The sequence below is a fragment of the Prevotella sp. Rep29 genome, from assembly GCF_019551475.1.
Taxonomy (GTDB): Bacteria; Bacteroidota; Bacteroidia; order Bacteroidales; family Bacteroidaceae; genus Prevotella.
In genome coordinates this window covers 450529-470772 of record NZ_CP047159.1, presented here as the reverse complement: position 1 = coordinate 470772, position 20244 = coordinate 450529, and the positions used below count along the sequence as shown (strand labels likewise).

Annotated in this window: 18 protein-coding genes and 1 tRNA gene; 10 read left to right on the top strand and 9 right to left on the bottom strand. The window is 49.8% G+C overall.

Annotated elements, in window-relative coordinates; all coding sequences use genetic code 11:
* Positions 1-278: 278 nt before the first annotated feature.
* The 4 genes from GRF55_RS01955 to GRF55_RS01940 all read right to left on the bottom strand — a co-directional run bounded on the left by GRF55_RS01955 (position 279) and on the right by GRF55_RS01940 (position 3427).
* Complete coding sequence (locus GRF55_RS01955; RefSeq protein ID WP_220368888.1) at positions 279-974, bottom strand: helix-turn-helix domain-containing protein; 696 nt, start codon at positions 972-974, stop codon at positions 279-281.
* 227 nt (positions 975-1201) lie between these two features.
* Positions 1202-2677 (bottom strand): helix-turn-helix domain-containing protein, encoded by a 1476-nt coding sequence (locus tag GRF55_RS01950; RefSeq protein WP_220368887.1) that lies wholly within the window; start codon positions 2675-2677, stop codon positions 1202-1204.
* A 139-nt stretch (positions 2678-2816) separates the two neighbouring features.
* Positions 2817-3125: a helix-turn-helix domain-containing protein gene (locus tag GRF55_RS01945; RefSeq protein WP_255563815.1), complete on the bottom strand. Its 309-nt coding sequence runs from the start codon at positions 3123-3125 to the stop codon at positions 2817-2819.
* 14 nt (positions 3126-3139) lie between these two features.
* On the bottom strand, positions 3140-3427 hold the full coding sequence (locus GRF55_RS01940; RefSeq protein ID WP_220368885.1) for a helix-turn-helix domain-containing protein: 288 nt from the start codon (positions 3425-3427) through the stop codon (positions 3140-3142).
* Positions 3428-3631: 204 nt separating this feature from the next.
* On the opposite strand from GRF55_RS01940, the gene GRF55_RS01935 reads away from it, so the two are divergent.
* From GRF55_RS01935 to GRF55_RS01915, 5 genes are all read left to right on the top strand, one after another.
* Positions 3632-3778 (top strand): hypothetical protein, encoded by a 147-nt coding sequence (locus tag GRF55_RS01935; protein WP_370626738.1) that lies wholly within the window; start codon positions 3632-3634, stop codon positions 3776-3778.
* A complete protein-coding gene (locus GRF55_RS11800) occupies positions 3714-4163 on the top strand; it encodes a putative adhesin (protein WP_370626737.1) in 450 nt (149 codons plus the stop codon). The genes GRF55_RS01935 and GRF55_RS11800 overlap by 65 nt, the downstream gene beginning before the upstream one ends.
* 663 nt (positions 4164-4826) lie before the next feature.
* The gene (locus tag GRF55_RS01925) at positions 4827-5198 is read left to right on the top strand and encodes a hypothetical protein (RefSeq protein WP_220368882.1); all 372 of its coding nucleotides are present in this window, start codon (positions 4827-4829) and stop codon (positions 5196-5198) included.
* 3 nt (positions 5199-5201) lie between these two features.
* Positions 5202-6458, top strand: coding sequence for a hypothetical protein (locus GRF55_RS01920; RefSeq protein WP_220368881.1), 1257 nt, complete (start codon positions 5202-5204; stop codon positions 6456-6458).
* Positions 6459-6494: 36 nt separating this feature from the next.
* The gene (locus tag GRF55_RS01915) at positions 6495-7166 is read left to right on the top strand and encodes a hypothetical protein (RefSeq protein ID WP_220368880.1); all 672 of its coding nucleotides are present in this window, start codon (positions 6495-6497) and stop codon (positions 7164-7166) included.
* Positions 7167-7315: 149 nt separating this feature from the next.
* Here the strand turns inward: GRF55_RS01915 and GRF55_RS01910 are convergent.
* Positions 7316-7388, bottom strand: a tRNA-Pro gene (locus GRF55_RS01910).
* Positions 7389-7731: 343 nt separating this feature from the next.
* Here GRF55_RS01910 and rsmI point away from each other — a divergent pair.
* Together rsmI and GRF55_RS01900 are read left to right on the top strand one after the other, a co-directional pair.
* On the top strand, positions 7732-8442 hold the full coding sequence (gene rsmI, locus GRF55_RS01905; RefSeq protein WP_220368879.1) for a 16S rRNA (cytidine(1402)-2'-O)-methyltransferase: 711 nt from the start codon (positions 7732-7734) through the stop codon (positions 8440-8442).
* A complete protein-coding gene (locus GRF55_RS01900; RefSeq protein WP_220368878.1) occupies positions 8439-9287 on the top strand; it encodes a hypothetical protein in 849 nt (282 codons plus the stop codon). The genes rsmI and GRF55_RS01900 overlap by 4 nt, the downstream gene beginning before the upstream one ends.
* Before the next feature lie 629 nt (positions 9288-9916).
* Here GRF55_RS01900 and hutH read toward each other — a convergent pair.
* From hutH to ftcD, 3 genes are all read right to left on the bottom strand, one after another.
* Entirely contained in the window at positions 9917-11398 is a 1482-nt protein-coding gene (gene hutH, locus GRF55_RS01895) for a histidine ammonia-lyase (RefSeq protein WP_220368877.1), read from the bottom strand.
* A gap of 236 nt (positions 11399-11634) precedes the next feature.
* The gene (locus GRF55_RS01890) at positions 11635-13629 is read right to left on the bottom strand and encodes a urocanate hydratase (protein WP_220368876.1); all 1995 of its coding nucleotides are present in this window, start codon (positions 13627-13629) and stop codon (positions 11635-11637) included.
* A gap of 54 nt (positions 13630-13683) precedes the next feature.
* Entirely contained in the window at positions 13684-15390 is a 1707-nt protein-coding gene (gene ftcD, locus GRF55_RS01885; protein WP_220368875.1) for a glutamate formimidoyltransferase, read from the bottom strand.
* A 395-nt stretch (positions 15391-15785) separates the two neighbouring features.
* Between ftcD and GRF55_RS01880 the strand changes: the two genes are divergently transcribed.
* Genes GRF55_RS01880 through GRF55_RS01870 form a run of 3 tightly spaced genes read left to right on the top strand, consistent with a single transcriptional unit; the run spans position 15786 to position 18609 of the window.
* On the top strand, positions 15786-16184 hold the full coding sequence (locus GRF55_RS01880) for a PH domain-containing protein (protein ID WP_220368874.1): 399 nt from the start codon (positions 15786-15788) through the stop codon (positions 16182-16184).
* Complete coding sequence (gene dacB / locus GRF55_RS01875) at positions 16171-17415, top strand: D-alanyl-D-alanine carboxypeptidase/D-alanyl-D-alanine-endopeptidase (protein WP_220368873.1); 1245 nt, start codon at positions 16171-16173, stop codon at positions 17413-17415. Before GRF55_RS01880 ends, dacB begins: the two co-directional genes overlap by 14 nt.
* Positions 17416-17439: 24 nt before the next feature.
* Entirely contained in the window at positions 17440-18609 is a 1170-nt protein-coding gene (locus GRF55_RS01870; RefSeq protein WP_220368872.1) for a mechanosensitive ion channel family protein, read from the top strand.
* Positions 18610-18845: 236 nt separating this feature from the next.
* On the opposite strand, the gene GRF55_RS01865 is transcribed toward GRF55_RS01870, so the two are convergent.
* Complete coding sequence (locus GRF55_RS01865) at positions 18846-20018, bottom strand: proline dehydrogenase family protein (protein ID WP_220368871.1); 1173 nt, start codon at positions 20016-20018, stop codon at positions 18846-18848.
* Between the last annotated feature and the right edge of the window lie 226 nt (positions 20019-20244).

Sequence of the window (20244 nt, the reverse complement as noted above, 5' to 3'; positions counted from 1 at the left end):
TGAATAACTGCTCACTTGCTCCTTCTAAGGAGTATGTCTTTCTCTCTCCCTCGACATTGAATGTCAGGACAGACTTCTCGGGGCTGACCTCAAACACACAGGGAGCACCGACCATCATAGGAATGCAACTGTTGCCCCCCACGGGGAAGCCGCAGCATACGGGAATGTCACATTGCCGCGCCGCCATAGCAGATAGACTGCCGTCTCTAAGGCAAGCATCATTGTCAGGCCGTAGAGCAGCATGAAATTAGGGTCCAGAATACTATTGTTTCCGTACATCAGTCATTCTTCTCTGATTCTGTGATTTCCTGCTGTTCCTTCGGTTCTCCGCCCTGCGGCTGTACTGACTGGATGGCAGTTGCATCATCCTGTTTTAACTGCTGTGCCCTGTACTCAGCCGGGGGCATGCCGAAGCGTGCCTTGAAGTCATGGTAGAACGTAGTGGTGCGCTGATAGCCTGAAGCCTCGCCCACCTCGGTAAACGACAACTCAGGCTGTTCCACCATCAGGCGGCAGGCGTAGTCCAGACGGCAGTTGCGCACAAACTCGGGCAGGCCCATGCCGCCGCCCCGCATAAAGGCACCGCCGATGCGCGCAGCCGAGAGAGAGAACCGCTCCTTCACGGCTGCGCGGTTGAAATCGGGCCAGCGGAACAGTTCTTCGTCACGGATGACTCGACTGATATGTTCAAAAAGTTCCTTGTCGTCCATCTCCGACAAGTCCGCGTTGGCAGTCTTTTCTTCCTTGCTCACAGCTGTCAGCCCCTGGGCATCAGCGGCAGCACTACCACCGCCGGGAATGTTATTGATGGCATGGAAGGCGTCCATCTTCATTTCCATTTCCGTGAGGCGAAGCGTTAGCCGGTTCACCTCGTACTGCACGGCATCATTCTGCCGCCGTAGGGCCAGATAAGCGATGACAGCCGTCACTAAAACTGCCACGATAACGACGTTGATGATAATCATTTGCTCCATATCGCATGTATCTTTATAGGTGCAAAGTTACTGTAAATCCCCTGCGCACACAATAGCAGAAACGAATGAGCAAGTCCGTTGAAATAAATAAGCAAAAATAAAACTGGCTTTATCCCACCCCATAACAAATCAGCAATCGCATAAGCAAAACAAAAGACCCGCCGAAAGGCGGGGCAAGAGGAGGTATCAGGGCTATCAGAAATGAGGTTCTGCCGCCGTACGGAAAGTTATCTCCGGCGATACTCGGAAGGGGTAAGGTTGTAACGAGCCTTGAAGTCGTGGTTGAAAGTGGTGGCGCGGCTGAAACCGGAGGCACTGGCCGCGTCGGCCACCTTCATGTCTGTAGTTGTGAGAAGGTGACAGGCATACTCCAAGCGGCAGTCGCGCACGAAATCAGCTACAGAATCATAGTCGCTGCCCTGTGCAAAGGCATTGCCCACCTGTACGGCAGTAAGACCATAGCGGCTGCAGACCGCTTGCCGGTCGAACTTCGGGTCGAGGTAAAGCCGCTTCTCCCGGATGTCATCATAGAGGTACTGGAATAGAGCATCCGCAGAAAAGCTTTTCAAATCAACAGGATGCGGCACCGTCTCTCCTTCACTTTCCACGTGTGCCAGCATGGACTGGTGCATCTGCTCGTAGCGTTCCTTATATCTGATGGCTTCGTCAATCAATTTAACCAAGCCACGGTTCTTCATGTTGATAATCCTGTTCTTGGCGAATACATACGCGGCAAACAGCAATGCAAAGAGCAGTAAGCAGACAGCAGCAATGGCGACTATCGTCATCTGACGGCTGTGTGCCTCGGACTCTTGTCGTTTTAACTGCTGCTCAAGGGCATCGTAGCGGGCGCGGTGCTCGCGCGTCTCGGCATCGCGCACGATGTTCTCCAACCGCTCGAAAGTGACGTACATGTCGTCAGACTGTCCCAATGCGGCGTAGGCAGTAGCAATGAAGTTCTCGCCCTGTGAGCGGTAGAAACGGATATATTCCTCGCGCCTCGATGCTGGTGGTTCGCGGTAGGTGCCGTCATGGTACTTGTCGGGGTGATGCTCGTAATCGTTGAGCAAGTTGACGATGCGCCGGGCCAGTGGCAACACCTCTGCCGCCTGCCCCTTAGAAATCATTACCCCGGCTTTGCGCTTCAGGGCAATGACGAGGGCATCGAGTTCGTTGAACTTCAGCTCCCCATCGGAGAGTGCACCGATTGCCCTATCCATCATCGCCATGCCCTCGCTCTCCTGTCCCATATAGCACAGCGCGGCTCCAATCTCCGCTTCGCCTCGAAGGGCCTCGGTCTCGGCACCCTGCCTGCGGCATACTTCCACCAGCTGGCGTGAACGCCGAAGCCAGAGTGTAGTGTCCTTCTGACAACGCGCCACGTAAGCCAATATCTCCAGTACATCTTGCTGTCTTTCGAGACTATTCTTTATGGAGTCGTGCCTGATGAGCTGTTCGCCAATAATACGGGCGGTGTCGAACCGTGCATCGGGTGTCCAATGCATCAGAGAGTCGAGCCTTTCGCCCGCTCGTGTCAGGCTGTAGATACGCGCACGGTTCTTGTCGGCTTGCCAAGAGCTCATGTTTCCGACTATAACCGCCGAATCGACAATCTGTAATGCCCGCACGGGATCGTAGCCGTAAACCGCAATCGCTTTCTGCTCGGTATAGAGTGTATCATGAGGCAGCCGTGACTGTACCATGCCCTGTTTCCCATCTGTACATCCAGTTATGGATAGCACAATGGCCGCTACTATTATTATATATGTATAGAGTCTCTTTGCCATAATTCGTGTGCAAAGGTACTCAATTTCCACCGAAAAACCTAACACTTTGCGCTTTTTAACCCGATTGCAGCGTCATTTTGCCTCTTATACAGCGCCTCAGAACTCTTTCGACATCAGATTCACGATAGAGTATGTTACCTTTCATGCGGATATAGGGCAGGATTCCTTCGTTGCGATAATCACGTAAGGCTCTTGGGCTGACACGGAGAGCCGTTGCCAATTCACCATCAGTCATCAGCCGTTCGCCATGAAGGACTGGCTTATACGATTCCATCAAGGCATTCGCTTTTCTGTTGGCTTTTCGCAATGACTCCAATGTCTCTGCAATCACATTGTCATTAACGGTAAGTATTCTTTCTTCCATTCCGCTACACATTATTATATATGATGGTACTTGCCTGATTGCTTGACAACCAGTTCCACCTCTTCAGGCCGATAGTAGAACTTACGCCCCAACTGAGCATAACAGATTTTATGCTTGCTACGCATGGTCTGCAATGACCGCTGACTGATTTCCAGAATCTCACAGACATCCTCACCCGTGAGCCATTTCTGAAATCGTTTGTCCTGACACTTACAGGAAAGCATTTCCACCCGTTGAGTCAGTTGCCGGACTTCTGACAGCAACTGCTCAAATGCACTCTTTTCCAATACTACTATATCCATACTTTTCAATACTTTGATTCTAAACGGCTGCAAAGGTAGCCGGATTGCAGCAGAATCGCCATTTGCATCCATCAACTGGCACCGAAAGACACTTGAAATCGGCGTCTTTGGCACAAAATAAAAAAAAGTTATTGACAACTTGTTAACAACTTGCCAATCGAAGTTTTTCCATTGCCGTACTTTTGCACCCGAAATCAACAAAAAGTGAAATTGAAGATGGAAATAATCACCATTGAAAGCGGCATCTGGCAACAGTTGATAAGCCGCATCGGAAAAATAGAGAGGTTTGTTGTGGAAGCCACGCAGCCCTTCACCATCAAGGACGAAGACCTTTGGAAGTTGGGATTCTAACAGTACAAAAATCACTATTCCTAAAAATTGTGCTATCTGTTTTTTTAATCCACATAATCAACCCCTTGCTTTTGACTCTGCAGAAAAATGTCTGTATTCTCTTCTTAAGAAGGATGGAATTTTTACGACAGAAGTTCCTATGTCATTGTATTTGCCTGAAGTCGAAATGGTTAATTATTCAATTGGATCTGGTAATAAGCCAGGATGGATGGGAAATCATAAACTTGGGCTTTATGAAGTTACTTCATTAAATGGTGAAAAACAACTAAATGAGGTTAAAACAAATGGTAATTTCAAAGATAATATAGAGAATATAATCAATGCTCTAAACAATTATAACAAAGGGGATGAATACATCCTTGTTGTTGCATGTAGAAGTAATTGATCTGATTTAATAAATTAAATGAAATCATCTATGGATTTTGCTTCAATCCCTATGACTAACTAAAATAAAGTCGTCCGAGAGTCCTTCTAAAAAGACCCGCGGACGGCTTCTTCCTGTTCCACGATTTCCTTCATTCAAGCAGCCACTTTCAGGCAGGAATTACCTCAATTTGCTTACCGTTGTCTAACGTAACCGTACCCTCTTCGTCGTAAGTGACAATCACCACGCTCTCCAACGAAAGAAAAGCATCTAACTATTAATGCCTTCGTCTCACGTTCGAAAGTTTCTTGTATGCCCTCACCATAGATGGAATAAGAGGTTTGTAATCCATATGGATTATCTGAAAACTTGTCATCGGTTTTCTTGCGGGTATTAACCTAATCTAACTGAATGAAATCTCATTGAAATACAGATAAATAAAAGTTACGCATGGCTGGGAAATAGTACTATTTTTTCTTGGCAGTATGGATGATTTCCCCTACCTTTGCATTGTCTGAGGTGCCAAAACGTGACGTAAGTTAACAAGAGGTTTTTTCGTGATACGAAAAACTCTTGAACACTTGGCGACAAGTGTTGATGGCTGAGTACTCGCAGGCTCGCACCTCTTATGTTGAACATTAATCGTATTTAATTATGCAGGATAGCACCAGCGAAAAGAGAATTATGAGGCGCAGGGGAAGACCGCGCAAGTCAGAAATGGAGAATTCGACGGTTAGGAAACCGAGGGCTTTGAGACTATCGGACGAGGAAGAAAAGTATATAGCTGGTAATGCCAGGAAGTGCCGGATGAACTTCAGCGAGTATTGCAGACAGGTGTTGATGGACTATAAACCGAAGATGCCTGACTCATTGTTCCGGGACGAGTTGTTTGCTGCCCGTAAGGATATAGTGAACTTCATCAACAACATCAAGGGACTCAAAATGGGGAGTGAGGAACGGAAGGAGTTTCTCAGGTCGATGCCCGTGATTCAGCAGTGGTGGAAGAGACTGTTCCCGATGATTGAGTTTCTTGACAAAAGGATTGAAAGGGGTTAAGCGATGATAGCAAGAGCAAGAGCCGTGGCGCACGGCAGCGCCTATACGACGTATGCCACGCTGAAAAGGGATGCAGAGTTCGTCTGCTGTGAAAATATGGCGGGGGATATGACCGCTGCCGTGACGGATGATGACCTGGACAACATCTGGATGCAGTTCAAGTATGCCGGGGAGAACTATATTGCTAAAGGTAAGCCCGTGACCAGGAACTTGATAGCAATGGAGGTGTCGCCCGCCAAAGAAGAGTCTAAGGGTTGGTCGCAGGAGCAATGGAACTGGTTCGCCCATCGGTTTATTGAGGAAATGGATAGGATTGAGTTCAGAGATAAGGATGGAAAGGTGTCGTCGAAGCGGATGGACTTGGCCCATAGCAAGTGGTTGGCCATGCTGCACCATGATGCCAAGAGCGGAATTCCACATCTGCACTTCATGGTGTCGCGCTTTACTGTCGATGGCAGGATCAATGACACCAATCTTATAGGGCTGAAAGCAACGATGGCTGCAAACAGCATCAACCAGAGCATGGGCTGGAAGCAGTCGCGAGAAATCAGCGAGGAACATAAGGCTGAGATTAAGGAGGCCCTCTATGACATTCTGAGGAAGATGAACCGCTTCGACTGGGGTGTATTTCTCCAGAAGATAAAGGAACGTGGCTATTCTGCCGAACTCAAAAAGGACAGTAATGGCGAGGTCGTAGGCTATAGAATCAAGCGAGGCAACTCAAAGTATAACGCCTCAGAGATTGGACGGCAGCTGACGGCCAGTAGAATTGAGGCGACTTGGAGGCAGTTGCACAAGGATATGGATGCTGAGACGGCCAAGAGGAAAGCCAATGAGCAGAAGACCAGGGTCGAGTATGCAGAACGTCATCACTTTGTTTGTGAGCCTGTAAGTCCTGATACAAAGAAGGAACATTTTGAGTTTGACCGCAACATGGTGGATGGCAAGGAGGCTGAGCACTTCACCTTTGACGTTTCTGAGAATGTTGTGGATGCTATGAGTAGCACCTTCAAGGCTCTCGAAGATGAGTTTGACTTTGTGCTCGAAGAAGTGATTGAGACTTCGCTCTTCGTGTTCTTTGAGCTGATGAGCACCCCTGGTGGCTCTGGGTATTCGTCAGGCAGTTGCGGAGGAAGTAACAATGATCTGCCTCACAAGAAGAAGGACGACGACGATGAATTGCTGCGTGCCATGCGTATCGCCAAGGCCGTAGCCCGCAGTTGTCCGCGCAAGGTCATTCGTCATGGTTATGGAAGATAATAATATAATTATGTAAAAGTGCAAATATATAATGTAATGAAAAAATATAAAGATGCAGAAAGCCTGTTCGACAATGTGGAGGGGCGGGAAGAAAAGGAGAATATGACTGTAGCTGGTACATCTCAAAATGAGAACGTGCCAGCTCCTATCGGGGGAGAATCAACGTTTAGTGCTGACTATCTGGAGAAAATCCTACAGATACAACGGAATTTTGACAGACAGCAAGAGCAGAACGCTAAGATTTTAGAGACTATGGAAAGGCTTGTGAAACGTCTGGAAGGCTGCAAGGATATAAAAGTAAGTCTTTCTGAAGATGACAAGAATCTGTTGTCTGCCCTTCCTATAACAATCAACAAACATGTTGCCACGACAGTAGGAGAGGCAGGACAGAAAGTAAAAGAGGACATAGACAAGCAAACCGTATCTTCGATGAAATCACTCACTGGAACATGTGACAAGAAGACTGAGGAATTAAAGAAGGTGCTTAACAACAAGGGTATCTATCTTTCTTGGTGGAACTTCTGGGCAATGATTATAATGGCAATTATCAGTGTAGGCTATGCCATATATGCTGCATTCAACAGATGCCTATGGGATGTGTTATGGGAGAGACTGTGGTTTCCATTATTAGTGTTTTTGTTCTTTGTTTGTTCAATAGGCTTAATGGTCTGGCTCAATCTCAGAGAATATAGAATCCCCAAATACTAAAGCCTCTATCTGCAAACTCCGAGATTGCAAACTGCAAAATCAGGAGTCAAGGAACGCCAAAACAATAACTAGCACGCCAAAAGCACGCCAATTTAGAGCATAAAAGAAATCCAAACTACTGATAATCAGTGATTTGGATTTTCTTTCTGTCGGGATTACTGGACTCGAACCAGCGACCTCGCGCCCCCCAGACGTGTGCGCTACCAACTGCGCTAAATCCCGATACCTGCAACATCAGCTCCTGCGGCGGCATTCTCCACACACGGTTTTGTCAGTTGCGACTGCAAAGGTACGGAGTTCGGCGCATATCTCCAAATTTTCAAGAAACTTTTTTATCCAGCAAAACTTCCATCGCCATCCTTTGGTGATTCGGATTATCACATCACCTTATTTAATAAGAGAAGAAGCATCTCTGTATATTTAGAGTCCCTCGATAAGGGGCGGCTATCATGCGGGAATAAAACATTCTACGCTCGGGTTCAAAGCAATTTCTCATATCCGAAAAAGGAAAATATTTTCCCATTTTACTCATTTAATCGAAATTTTCATTATCTTTGCCCCGATTATGGGTATCTTGTATCTCATACCGACCCCTGTGGGCAACATGGAAGACATGACGCTCCGTGCGGTGCGCATCTTACGCGAAGCAGACCTTATCTTGGCGGAAGACACCCGCACGTCGGGAGTCCTGCTCAAGCACTTCGACATTCAGAACCGACTGATGTCACACCACAAGTTCAACGAGCATGGCACTGCAGCAGGAATCGTCGAGCGACTGAAAGGCGGTCAGACCGTCGCACTCATCAGTGACGCCGGCACGCCGGGCATCAGCGACCCTGGATTTTTCCTCGTACGCGAAGCCATCGCAGCAGGCATTGAGGTGCAGACGCTTCCCGGAGCCACGGCATTCGTTCCGGCGCTTGTCTCGTCAGGACTGCCTTGCGAACGTTTCTGTTTCGAAGGATTCCTGCCACAAAAGAAAGGGAGAGCAACAAGACTTGCCAGTTTAAAGGAAGAAACGAGGACCATGATTTTCTACGAATCGCCCCACCGCACGCTGAAGACACTGCAACAACTGGCAGAAATCTTCGGAGAAGAACGCCAGGCAAGTGTGGCTCGAGAGATTTCCAAAATACACGAGCAGCACGTCAGAGGGACACTCGCAGAACTGATTGGGCACTTCACACAGACCCCACCACGCGGCGAAATAGTCATCGTCGTTGGCGGTCTGCCTCAACAAAAGAAAGATAAAACTCAAAAATATAAAGAATTATGAAGAACTTGCTATTTATCATGGTTGGCATTCTAATGATTGCCGGTTGTAAAGAAGAGAAAAAGGCACAAGACCTCGCACAACAGTTACAGACAGACTCGTTGCAAAAGATTATTGCACAACGCGATAATGAAATCAACGACATGATGGCTACGCTGAACGACATCCAGGAAGGATTCCGCCAGATCAACGAAGCGGAAGACAGAGTGAGCCTCGCTAAAGACGGCGAAGGTGCAAACAAAGCGGTCCAGATAAAGGAAAACATCGCCTTTATCCAATCGCGCATGCAACAAAACCGCGAACTGATCAACAAGATGCGTCAACAACTGCGCGAAAGCAGTTTCAAGAGTGATGAACTGAAGCGCTCACTCGAAGGAATGGTGAAACAACTGGAGGAAAAAGACAAACAACTCCAGCAACTGCGGGCAGAACTCGACAAGAAAGATATACACATCTCCGAGCTTGACGAGACTATCAACAATCTGAACACCAACGTGGAGAACCTGAAAACAGAAAGCCACCAGAAGACGCAAACCATCAACACTCAGGATAAAGAACTCCACACGGCATGGTATGTGTTCGGAACGAAAAACGAGCTGAGAGAACAGAACATACTCGTCAAAGGCGACGTATTGAAAAGCAATTTCAACAAAAACTATTTCACGAAAATAGACATACGGGTGGACAAGGAAATCAAACTCTACTCGAAATCAGCCAAACTGCTGACCGCTCACCCCTCAGCAAGCTATTCGCTCACACAGGATGCCAGCGGACAATATATCCTGAGAATCAATAATCCACAACAATTCTGGAGCACAAGCAAATACCTTGTTGTTCTCGTAAAATAAAAAAACAACAAACAGTTCAGCCCATCCGAATACGACGGCTTTGTGCTGCATGCACAAAGCCGTCGTACTGTTTTAATCAACACCGTCGCACTCAGGAAACAATGCATATATGCTCCGAGCACAAAAACGCGACTTCCAAACTCATCAGGACACCTGCTGTTTCATCCTTCCAAAATGTCATTTTCACAGCAAACGGACTGCTTTCTTTCCAGTTTGAAACATTGTAAACAAGAAAAATAAAGGTAATTCATCATTTTTTTTCCAAAAAATTTGGCTATTAAAAGAAATATCTTTACATTTGCACAAATTCTTTTCTATCTTGCATAAGATGGGGGGAATTGAAGAATGAATTTTTTTATTTATTACTAGGATTTGTTTCGTGCTGTGAAGCATGGACATTTTCGTTTTTTCCACTTTTTTATTTGAGTATTTTTATTTTTTAGGACTCCCCTGTCGCGAGACAAGGGAGTTTTTGTGTGTACAGCTCCGATGAACTGTGCGCGAAGCTGAGAAGAACTGTCCGCAAAATGGAATGGCAAGAATTCACTCAGCACAGTCCACAACGAAAAAAGGGAAGCGGAGTTTTTGAGTCCGCTTCCCTTTCAATTCGTTTCTATGACGTTTCCCTCTTAGTGCTCCTGCAGGAATTTCACCGATACAGCGATGTGCGGGTACATGATTTGGTCGTCGTCGATGAACGGCACTACTTGTCGATAGTCGGCATGCAGCTTTTCGATGACGGGCGACGACTTCAGCGGCCGTCTGAACTCGAGTGCCTGTGCGGCGTTGAAGAGTTCGATAGCAAGGATGCGCTCGGTGTTGTCGATAACCTGCACGAGTTTTGTAGCAGCATTGGCTCCCATCGACACGTGGTCTTCCTGTCCCTGCGAGGTCGGAATGGTGTCAGCCGATGCCGGCATGCACAGTGTCTTGCTCTGGCTGGCGATGGCTGCTGCGGTATATTGCGGTATCATGAATCCGCTGTTCACGCCAGGCTTGGCTACGAGGAAGCTGGGCAGATCGCGGGTGCCCGATACGAGCTTGTATGTCCGGCGTTCGCTGATGCTTCCCAGTTCGTTCATTGCGATGCAGAGGAAGTCCATTGGCAGTGCGATGGGTTCGCCGTGGAAGTTGCCGGCTGAGATGATGAGGTCTTCATCGGGACACACGGTCGGATTGTCGGTTGCCGAATTGATTTCGGTATCAATCACCGACTTGACGTAGTCGTAGGTGTCTTTCACCGTTCCGTGCACTTGCGGGATGCAGCGGAATGAGTATGGGTCTTGCACGTTGACTTTGGGCTGCTTGATGAGTTGGCTTCCCTCGAGCAGTTCGCGCATGCGGTTGGCTGTGTCAATCTGTCCTTTGTGCGGACGAACGGTATGCACGGCGAGCGTGAACGGTTCGATGCGTCCGTCGTATGCTTCGAGCGACATGGCAGCGATGCTGTCTCCCCAGTCGATGAGGCGTTTTGCCTTGATGAGTGCCCAGACGGCGTGTGCGCTCATATTTTGCGTTCCGTTGAGCAGCGCCAGTCCTTCTTTCGAAGCGAGGCGAATGGGTTCCCACCCCATCATCTTCGTTACTTCAGCACCGCTCATGCACTTCCCTTGATACTCTACGTCGCCCAGTCCGCACAAGGGCAGACAGAGGTGTGCCAGCGGAACGAGGTCGCCGGATGCGCCTACGGAACCCTGACGATAGACGATGGGATAGATATCGTTGTTGAAGAAGTCGATGAGTCGCTCTACCGTGTCGAGTTTTGAACCGGAATAGCCGTAGCTGAGAGACTGGATTTTGAGCAATAGCATGATTTTGACAATCTCGTTGCTCACTCGCTCACCGATGCCGCAGGCGTGAGACATCATAAGGTTGATTTGCAGTTGCGACAATTGGTCTTCGCTGATAGAGATTTTGCAGAGCGAGCCGAAACCCGTCGTCACACCATAGATGGGCACTTCCGACTCGGCAATCTTGCGATCGAGATATTCACGGCAATGCGTGATGCGCTGGCGTGCGTCGCTGCCAAGCTCAAGTTTGTAGCCTTCGTTGATGATTTCTCCGATGCGTTCAATCGACAGATGTTCGGCACTGATTTGATGTGTTTTCATGTGATTTTTCCTTTTATTGTTTTTCTAATTTAGTTGCAAAGATAAGGCTTTCACTTGGATTCTCCAAACGAAAGCCTGACGTTTTTTCCCCCTATATATAATAATGTGTAGGGGAGCTATGCGCTGCGTTGAATACAGCGGAGCGCACCGATAAACGCAGCGCCCCGCTGCGGGTAACACAGCGGGGCGCAGAGGGCAACGTAGCGCATTGCCCGGAGTATTTCAGCGCGTGGCTATCAGAAGCGGATGCCGTCGATGATGGCGTCGTCAACCAGCTCGGGCAGCGTCGCCGTGAAGCCCGGCGTGCGCGCCATCTCGCGCTTGATGGCGTCAATGGAACCGCTGTTGCGTGCCCATGCGCGGCGCGTGATGCCGTTGTTCACGTCCCAGAAGAGCATCTCGCGGATGTGGCGCTCGCTGTCTTCCGAACCGTCGATGACCATTCCGAAGCCGCCGTTGATGACTTCGCCCCAGCCTACACCGCCGCCGTTGTGGATGCTCACCCACGTCGCGCCGCGGAAGGAGTCGCCGATGACGTTCTGCACAGCCATGTCGGCGCAGAACTGCGAGCCGTCGTAGATGTTCGACGTCTCACGGAAGGGCGAGTCAGTACCGCTCACGTCGTGGTGGTCGCGTCCCAGCACGACGGGTGCCTTCAGCTCGCCGCGCTTGATGGCATCGTTGAATGCAAGGGCAATCTTTGCACGCCCTTCGGCGTCGGCATACAGGATGCGTGCCTGAGAACCGACTACGAGCTTGTTCCGTCCAGCCTCCTTAATCCAGTGAATATTGTCGTCCATCTGCCCGCAGATGTCTGCCGGAGCATCTTTCCGGATTTCCTCGAGCACCTCGGCAGCCAGACGGTCGGTCGTTTCGAGGTCGGTCGGGTCGCACGACGTGCACACCCAGCGGAACGGTCCGAAGCCATAGTCGAAGAACATCGGACCCATAATATCTTGCACGTATGACGGATAGCGGAACTTGCCGTCCTTCATGATGTCGGCTCCGGCGCGGCTCGATTCGAGCAGGAACGCGTTTCCGTAGTCGAAGAAGTACATGCCGCGCGCCGTCAGCTTGTTGATGGCAGCCACCTGGCGGCGCAACGAAGCCTGCACAGCCTCCTTGAAGCGCTCGGGTTCTTCCGCCATCATGCGGTTGCTCTCTTCCAGCGTGTAGCCGACGGGATAATATCCGCCTGCCCACGGGTTGTGCAGTGACGTCTGGTCGCTGCCCAAATCGACGGTCATCTGCTCCTCGGCAAGCTTCTCCCAGAGGTCCACCACGTTGCCGACGTATGCCATCGACACCACGCGACGCTCATCAATCGCCTTGCGCACTGCGGGAATCAGCTCGTTCAGGTCGTAGTGCAGCTCGTCAACCCAGCCTTGCTCGTAGCGCTTCTCCGCCGCCTTCGGATTGATTTCAGCAGTGATGCTGACCACCTTGGCAATGTTTCCCGCCTTCGGCTGAGCACCGCTCATGCCGCCAAGACCTGCCGTCACAAAGAGTTTCATATTGTCGCCGCCCACCTTGCGCGCAGCGTTCAGCACCGTGATGGTCGTACCGTGAACGATACCCTGCGGACCGATATACATGTATGAACCTGCCGTCATCTGACCATACTGGCTCACGCCCAGTGCGTTCATGCGCTCCCAGTCGTCGGGCTTCGAATAGTTCGGTATCACCATGCCGTTCGTCACCACCACGCGCGGTGCATTCTTGTGCGAGGGGAACAGTCCGAACGGGTGACCGCTATACATCACCAGCGTCTGCTCGTCGGTCATTTCGCTGAGGTATTTCATCGCCAACCGATACTGCGCCCAGTTCTGGAACACCGCACCATTGCCTCCGTAGGTAATCAACTCGTGTGGATGTTGCGCCACGCGGGGGTCCAGATTGTTCTGAATCATCATCATGATGGCTGCCGCCTGACGACTCTTGTGCGGGTAATCCTCAATCGGACGCGCATACATCTCATAGCTCGGGCGATAGCGGTACATGTAGATTCTGCCGTAAGTCTTCAACTCCTCGGCAAACTCGGGCGCCAACTGCGCATGCAGATGCTTCGGGAAATAACGCAGTGCATTGCGCAGCGCCAGCCGCTTCTCGTCCTCGTTCAATATCTCTTTGCGCTTCGGCGCATGGTTGATGTTCGTATCGTATGCTTTCGGCTCGGGCAACTCTGCGGGTATTCCGAGCATAATCTCTCTCTTAAAATCCTCGTTTGTCATATACAATTCTTATTTTTATATTGTGAAATCGTCAATCGTGAATTGGTAAAATCGTCAAATCAACTTGCTTTCCACAATCGCAATGATTTCCTTCTCTGCCTCGTTAGCCTTAACTATCAGTTCGTTAGCCTCGCCAATCAGTTTGTCGGCGGTAGCCTTATCCTTGAGCGAACCGGCATTGATCTTCACGTTCAGACCAGCGCCCAGAACAGCCGCACGTGCTGCCAACGCACCTACTCCGGCATCACTCACGCTGTTCGGATTGCCCTCTTCAGCCATCGCGCGGCAGATGTCAAATGCCTTATACGATGCCTTCATCGTCTGCAGGGGCACTTCCGTGGCGTAGAGCGTAGCCTCCTGAATGGCTGCCGAGCGCGCCTCCTTCTCCTCATCGGTCTTCTTCGGCATTCCAAAGGCTGCCATGATGCGGTTGAAGGCCTCCGTGTCTTCATCTACGAGGTGCAGCAACTCCGTCATCAGCTCCTGACCTTTGTCTGCCCACTGGCTGAATTCGTTCCAACGAGCGTCCCATCCTGCCTTGTGGCTCGACAGGTTAGCGACCATCGTTCCCAGTGCAGCGCCCAGTGCACCCATGTAAGCGGAAATCGTGCCGCCACCGGGAGCAGGGCTCTCGCGCGACGTCTCTTCAGCAAATCCCTTCACGGTGAGGTCCACCAGTTTCGCTGTCTTGTTCTCATCTTCCAGCAAGAATTCGATTACTTTCTCGCGCGGATTGAACGGTTTCAGGTCGTCAAGCCCCATCGAGTGGATGGCGATGTTGATGATATCCTCTTCCGGAATACCCACCGAGCGATTCTGCTTCTCCAAGAAATATTTTCCGGCTTCGATGAGCGTGCGTTTCGGTATCAGACCGACGATTTCCGTTCCCGTCACGCGAATGCCACGATTCTGTGCACAGCGACATACCTCGTCGAACGCCACGTGGAGCGGCGTCACATTGATATTGGTAATGTTCATCGATACCTGGGCGATGCCATACTCGTCAATGAACCAACCAATCGCTTTCGTTGACTTCAGCGTTCCGGGAATCATGATGGTGTTGCCGTTCTCGTCTTTCATCGGCTTGCCAACGGGCGAACCGCCCTCACGTTGCGGACGACCTTTCTCGCGAACGTCGAAAGCAATCGCATTGGCACGACGTGTAGAAGTGGTGTTGAGATTGTAGTTGACAGCAATCAGGAAGTCGCGGGCGCCAACAGCCGTACAGCCTGTACGTGCCACACCTTCATCGAAAGCACGGGCACCGAAATCGGGCTCTTTACCTGGCGTTCCGAGTTTGTCGGCAAGCGCTTCATACTCTCCTTCGCGACAAACAGCCAGGTTCTGACGCTCTGGCTTCAACGCCGCAGCCTCGTAGCAATAGCACGGAATGTTCAACTCGTTGGCGATGCGTTCTGCCAACTTGCGTGCCAGTTCGGCACACTCTTCGAGCGTGATGCCTGCCACGGGGATGAGCGGACACACATCGGTGGCTCCCATACGGGGATGGGCACCGGTATGCTGACGCATATCTATCAACTGTCCAGCTTTACATACTGCACGGAAAGCCGCCTCCACCACATTCTCGGGCTCACCGACGAAAGTGACGACCGTGCGATTGGTAGCCTCTCCCGGGTCAACATCCAGAAGTTTGATACCTTTTACTTTCTCAATCTCGTCAGTAATCTGCTTGATTACCGCCATGTTGCGTCCCTCACTGAAATTAGGAACACATTCTACAATTTTCTTTAGATTTGCCATGATTTTATCTTTGTTTTTTAGTCTTTTCCTTTCAATCTGCAAAATTATCATTATTTCATCTAACAACCAAAAAAAACATCAACAATCTCATCTTTTTAACCCAAATCGGTCATTAGACTTTGTGTTCAGCGTGTTGTTTGCTTTGTGCAGATGGCTTCAACCTTTCTCGAAAGCGTAGCGGGCTACGGTGAGAGGAAGGCTGAAGGCAGATGCCGAAGCAAACAACGCTATGACACGAAGAGCAGAACATAACCGCAAAAATATCTGACTGCGTTCTAATGCCCGATTGGGGTTGAATGACTTTTTGCAAACCGCACAAAATCCGTATTTCTTGAGTGATTATTCTTTGTTTCTCATTCCTTTTTTGTAACTTTGTACTCGAAAACAAACAAAACATGAATAAATTATTTCGCCGACAGATAGGCATCGCCTCTGTTCTTTATATCGCCATACTGGCGCTCCTAAGCTTCTATTTCTTCTGGCAGCGCACGGGATGGAACATCCTTTTCGGCATCATCCTGCTCTTGCTGGCAGCCATCTCCATTGAACGTCTTCTGCATACGACGTACACACTCACGGAAGACGGAAAACTCGCTATCGACAGCGGACGGGGAAGCCGGAGAAAGACGATTGCCACTGAGAAAATCATACGCGTCACTCCCCACCGGGTACTCTTCGGATTCAGCAAATACCTGCTTGTGGAGTATGGCAACGGGAAGCTGCTACCCATACAGCCCGACAACGAAACCCTCTTTCTGGAAGAACTTAAAAAGCGACAGCATGAAACGACATAGCATCTTTTTCCTGTTACTCCTCTGCCTGTCGCTCACGCTCACCACATCGGCACAGGACGTTCGCGACAACGAACTGTCTGCACGACAAGACTCTGCCGTTGTTGACTCCATCGTGCCCGAATGGCCGCAAAACCTGCAGACGAAGCTCAACAAACTGCTCGAAGACAAACTGCTCGAGGTGTCGCTTGCCGGCATCATGGTCTATGACCTCACTGCCGACTCCATCATCTTCAGCCACAACGAGCGGCAACTCATGCGACCGGCATCGACCATGAAGATGATTACTGCCGTGGCGGCGCTCGACCGACTTGGAGGCTCACACCTCTTCAAAACGAAACTGGCATACACAGGCAAACTTGACAACAGGACACTCGACGGCAATCTCTATCTTATCGGAGGATTCGACCCGCAATTCAGCAATGAAGACCTCAGTGCATTCGTGCAACGGATAAAAGAGATGGGCATCGACACCATCACCGGAAAGCTCATCGCCGACAAGTCGATGAAAGATGACAAACCGATGGGCGAAGGCTGGTGTTGGGACGATGATGACAGCAACCCACTGATGTCGCCGCTGCAAATCAACAAGAAGGACGACGTCATCGGGCGATTCCGCCGCGAACTCATCCGCGAAGGTGTTCACATAGTGGGATTTACCGAGGAGGGGAGGGCACCCAGGAACGTGCAGGAAATCTGCGTTCGCAGCCACACGATGGACCAAATCCTGCTCCCGATGATGAAAAACAGTGACAACCTCTACGCCGAAGCCATGTTCTACCAGATGGGTGCCACCACTGGAGCCCATCCCGCCAATGCCAAGAGTGCTGCCGGGGTCGTGAAAAAACTCATCACTAAACTCGGGCTCAAGACCGACGACTACCGCATCGCCGACGGGAGCGGGCTGTCGCTCTACAACTACGTCACGCCCGAACTCGAAATGAAATTCCTCAAATACGCATACGAGAACCGCCACATCTACGACCACCTCTACCCCTCCATGCCGATTGCCAGCGAGGACGGGACGCTCAAGAAACGGATGCAGGGCACACCGGCAGCCGGCAATGTCCACGCAAAGACGGGAACGGTGACCGGTGTCAGCTGTCTCGCCGGCTATTGCACGGCAGCCAACGGCCATCTGCTCTGCTTCTCAATCATGAACAACGGACTCACTGCCGCCAGTAAGGGCAGGAATTTCCAAGACCGCGTGTGTGCCACCATGTGCGAACCTTAAACAAGTAACCAACCAACCAGCTATATGGAAAATATAAAAATCTTCGTTGAACAAATACTTGAACTGTCGGGACTTACGGGCAATGCCGTCCCCGTCGTGCGTCACATCCTGCTCGTCATCATCGCCGTCATCCTCGCATGGCTCGCAGCCCTTTTCTGCAGAAAACTGATTGTGCCGCTCATCCTCAAAATCACCAACAAGATAGAGGTGAAATGGGCACAGGTGCTCTTCAACAGAAAAGTGCTCATCTCCGCCTGCAACATCGTGCCCGCCATCGTCGTATGGCAGCTGTTGCCCATGGTGTTCTACCAGTATCCCGTCGTTCGCGAAGTGCTGGCACGACTGACCGCCATCTACATCACCATCATGACCGTGCGCACCATCGTCGTGTTCATCGATTCTTTCAAGAAACTGGAAGACGAGCGGCGCTCATCGATGCAGCAATACTTCCACTCGTTCTGCGGCGTACTGAAAATCATCCTGATGTTTCTGGCTACCATCGCCGTCGTTTCCATCATCATCAACAAGAGTCCGGCAACGCTCATCGCCGGTCTGGGAGCCACCTCAGCCATCCTCATGCTCGTGTTCAAAGACACCATTGAAGGACTTGTCGCAGGTATCCGCCTCACCAGCAACGAGATGCTGCACAAAGGCGACTGGATTACGGTGGAAAAAGCCGGAGCCGACGGCACCGTGGAGGAAATGACACTCACCACCGTCAAGATACGCAACTTCGACAATACCATCGTCACCGTCTCCCCAAAAACGCTCGTCGATGACTCCTTCCAAAACTGGATAGGCATGCAGGAGAGCGACGGAAGACGCGCGAAACGCAAGATATTCTTCGACTTCCGGAGCCTGTCGCCCATCACCGACGAACAGCGCCAGCAACTGATTGAAAAGAAATACTTCAAACCGGAAGAAATAAAGGAAGGGGACATCAACATGACGCTCTTCCGCCAATACATGGAAAAATACCTTGCCAGCCGCGAAGACGTGAACGCGGACATGACCCTGATGGTGCGACAGCTCGAGGCTACCAGCACGGGAATGCCCGTCGAGCTCTACTTCTTCATCCGCAACAAGGAATGGGTGGTCTTCGAGCATACGGTAGCTGAAATCATGGAATACACCTATGCCACAGCCAAAGATTTCAACCTGAAAATCTATCAGCAACTGCCCGACCGCTTATAAGTCTCCCCCAAATGGAAGAAGTCAGGATTTGCACAACCATCCAAAGTTGAACTTTCGGAAACCAAATTCACTGAATTTACTCATCAAATTCACTGAATTTGGTCACCAATTTCAGTGAATTTGCATTAAAAACAAAATATTTACTGGCTGATAACTTCCACGGAGCGTTACCCAAAGCGTGTCCCCATGGAAGTTTTCCAGCCAGTAACAATTACAAATATCGTCTTTGGATGCGGTTACTTTTGCTTTCTACGCCGTTCCATTTCTGCGGACAGCATATTCAGTTCACGTCCGGTCTGCCCTGCCACTGAGGTGTTTTCCTCTGCTCTTCGGATGAGGTAAGGAATGACGTCCTTCACCTTCGCGTAGGGAACGTATTTGGTGACGTTGTAACCTTGATTTGCGAGGTTGAACGAGATGTTGTCGCTCATTCCGAGCAGCTGTGCGAAGTAGATACGTGGATCGTTGTGCTCCAGTCCCTTCTCTTCTATGAGTTTTGCCAGCAGGTAGTTGCTCTCCTCGTTGTGTGTTCCCATGAACATTTCGAAGCGGTCTATATGGTCCATCACATACTTGACACCGGCATCATAGTTGGCATCGGTGGCAGCTTTGTCCTTGCAGATAGGATCGGGATATCCCAGTCGTGCTGCACGAGCTCTTTCCTCTTCCATGTATGCTCCTCTGACGAATTTGACACCCGCGATGTATCCTTTTTCCTGAGCGTCGGCATAGATTTTCTCCAGATATGGCATTCTGTCGTGGCGATACATCTGCAAGGTGGCGAAGATGATGGCGCGCTTCTTGTTGTAGAGTCTCATCATCTCATCGGTCTGTGCGTCGATAGCGTCCTGGAAGCAATAGTCTTCTGCATCGACAATCAGTCGCACGTCGTTGTCATAGGCTCTTTTGCACAGTGCTGCAAAACGCTCCCGATATTCGTCGAACAGTTTTTTCTCCTCCGGCGTGAGCTGCTCGGGATGTTCAGAGGCTTTGGCGAGAATCTCGTCGGTTGTGATGGTTGACGGCTTGAACACTGCGTATGCCAGATTGGGGTTTCCTTTGGCAAAATCAATGGATGCCAGTGTTTCTTCAAACGTAGCCTGAATTCCTTCGGGTGTCTGTTCGCCTTCCGCAGAGAAGTCGAGTGTAGCTTTGACATTATATTTCTTCAGGTGGTCGATGATTTTATTGCAGTCACTCAAGGTTTCTCCTCCTACGAACTGCTTGTACAAAGTCGGTTTGACAACCCACCCGATAGGCACCTTCAGTTTCAGTGCGATATTGGACGCCCATTTGAGGAATTTAACCATTTTGGGGCTCTTGATGGTTTTGAAAAGAAAGTAAGCATTGTGAAGTTCTTTCTTAGACTTTGAAGAAAAGGCAACTTCGAGATTGTTGAAATCTAACATATTGATTTAAATTTAATGATAATAATCAAAGATTAGTAATTGTTTTTGCAAATATAATTACTTTTTTGAACAATGCAAAAAAATAAACAACTTTTTTTATTCCCCGACCATTTTAAGCGTCGGCGGTGATGAACAAAAAATGGCATTGATACAATAACACGGCAGAAAAAGCGTTTACTTAATAATTAAATTATTAAACGCCGCCGAAGTGCGGATTCATTTTTAC